The 2067-nt window shown below is 35.0% G+C and carries 4 protein-coding genes and 1 pseudogene; 3 read left to right on the plus strand and 2 right to left on the minus strand.

Features of this window, described 5'->3' with window-relative positions:
• The 3 genes and pseudogenes from PQ963_05710 to PQ963_05720 all read left to right on the plus strand — a co-directional run.
• Nucleotides 1-217: zinc ribbon domain-containing protein (locus PQ963_05710; protein MEN4029161.1), on the plus strand; the 217-nt coding region annotated here is incomplete at its 5' end.
• Nucleotides 218-258: 41 nt separating this feature from the next.
• Nucleotides 259-663 (plus strand): annotated as a pseudogene (locus tag PQ963_05715) (adenosine-specific kinase).
• A gap of 153 nt (nucleotides 664-816) precedes the next feature.
• On the plus strand, nucleotides 817-1149 hold the full coding sequence (locus tag PQ963_05720) for a hypothetical protein (protein MEN4029162.1): 333 nt from the start codon (nucleotides 817-819) through the stop codon (nucleotides 1147-1149).
• A 15-nt stretch (nucleotides 1150-1164) separates the two neighbouring features.
• On the opposite strand, the gene afpA is transcribed toward PQ963_05720, so the two are convergent.
• Nucleotides 1165-1731 (minus strand): archaeoflavoprotein AfpA, encoded by a 567-nt coding sequence (afpA, locus tag PQ963_05725; GenBank protein MEN4029163.1) that lies wholly within the window; start codon nucleotides 1729-1731, stop codon nucleotides 1165-1167.
• A gap of 85 nt (nucleotides 1732-1816) precedes the next feature.
• The coding region (locus PQ963_05730) for a hypothetical protein (GenBank protein ID MEN4029164.1) at nucleotides 1817-2067 on the minus strand (251 nt) is incomplete at its 5' end.

A 2067-nucleotide genomic window follows, 5' to 3' on the forward strand; every position in this document is an offset into this window, starting at 1 on the left:
TGATAAACATTTTAGAGTTGTTGATGAGAAATACACTTCTAAAACTTGCAGTAATTGTGGATATGTTACAGAAGTTTTGGATTTGAATATTCGCAGATGGATATGCCCCAAATGCAATATATGGCATGATAGGGATGTTAATGCTGCATGTAATATTCTAACCGTGGGAACCACGGGGCTTGCCTTTGGTAAAACCAACAATCAGTTGGTGGATTAGGAATCCATTGACCTCTCAGGTCATGGTAGTTCAATAAAACTGTTGAGGATCTGCATGAGGCAATTATAAATACAGTTCCAGGCGCTGAATTTGGAATTGCATTTTCAGAGGCATCTGGGGATTGTCTTGTAAGAAAATCAGGCAATAATGAAGATCTTGTTAAAAAAGCCGGTGCAAAAATGTTTGAAATAGGGTGTGGACACTCATTTTTAATATACATTAAAAATGCATTCCCAATAAATATTATCCAGCGTATACGTACTGTACCTGAGGTTGTAAATCTTTACTGTGCAACTGCAAACCCTGTCCAGGTGTTAATTGCAGAAACAAAGCAGGGTCGAGGAATAATTGGGGTAATCGATGGTTTTAAACCTCAAGGAATTGAAAGTAAAGAGGATGAAGTATCAAGAAAAAAAGTATTAAGAGAATGGGGCTACAAGTTTTAAATGGTTTTAAATGTCCTGATGTTACCCCATAATTCTTTTTTTAACTTTTCTATATTTACTTCCATTAAATTCAGGATTAAAAGCAAAGGGAGATAGAAAAAACTTTATACTTTTAGGTTCATATTTATTAATACAATCCATGGGAGGATTTTTATGGGTGAATCAGATGTTGTTTTTCTAAAGTACAGTGGACAGGAAAAAAGGGGAGAAACCAGAACTGTAATTAAAGAGGATTATGTTAAATTCTTAAATAGAACAGGCGGTGTGGTTGAAATTAAATTCCATGCTCCAAGAGAAGATCTAATTGATGCATACCAATTTTTCAGTGGAGTAAATGATATGGAATCTGTAGGAATGAACATTGCAGCATCAGGCGACAGGTGGAATCATTACTTTAGAGGAATATCTCCACTTGTAGAAGATGAAGATGGAAAAAACTACAAATTTCAGGTTACCCTGCAGATTAGAGATGCAGCGCCGCGTTAGATAAATTCAACTACTTTAATTTTTAGATAAATGCTTCTTAAAGACTGCTTCTATTTCCTCAGGAGTTTTCAGTATGTTTACGCCCATTTCAGCAAGCCTTTCAACGTGTTCAACATCTTCTTTTCTTATTGTAAGCTCAAGGTCCCGTCCGTCAGGAAGCCGTGTGATTACAATGCCTTCTTCAAAATCTGATGGCAGTACATATACTGGAACACCTGCCTTTTGGGCCATAATAGCTGCATTTGGAAGTAGTGCATCAGCTATTCTAAGTGAAATCTTGGCAACTGTATTGGATGTTGCTGGTGCAATCAGCATGAACTCAAACTGACCTAACTGAATTTGCCCAGCTAAAAAGGGAGCATTTGCATTAACTTCAACCCATGTCCTGTCAAATTCAACTTCCAATTCTTTAAACAGGCCATAGTATTTTAAAACCTGATCTCCAGCCTTTGAAACATATATGCGTATGTCGTACTTGTCGATGTACTTTTCACGCATTTTTTGCATGATCTGGACTGTTCCTAATATTTTATCTCCACTTCCAGTAATTCCCCAGGCCACTTTCTTTTTTTTGGTGGTCATGGTTTTTATTATGTTTTTAAAATATAATATTTTTTTTGTTTTTGAGCTTCAAACGAGTTAAAACCCTAAGTGAATTTTGTTATAACTATTTTCCTTTGTACATAAACATTCCTGTTTTATATACGAGTTTTTTAATTAAAAAACCCGGAACTTTCAATGGATTTTGTAGCCCTTTTTTAAGCAGGGTATAAAAGTATTTCCTTTTTTGATGAGGTTTAAACCGTAAAAATAATTCGTATAGTTCCTTTCTCGTTAATTTTTCAGATAGAATTACAGCTGAATTGTAGCTTTTATCAAAATTCATATTTAGTCTATCCCAATCCATTTTCTTATCAA

Source organism: Methanobacterium sp. (genome assembly GCA_039666455.1).
Taxonomy (GTDB): domain Archaea; phylum Methanobacteriota; class Methanobacteria; order Methanobacteriales; family Methanobacteriaceae; genus Methanobacterium_D.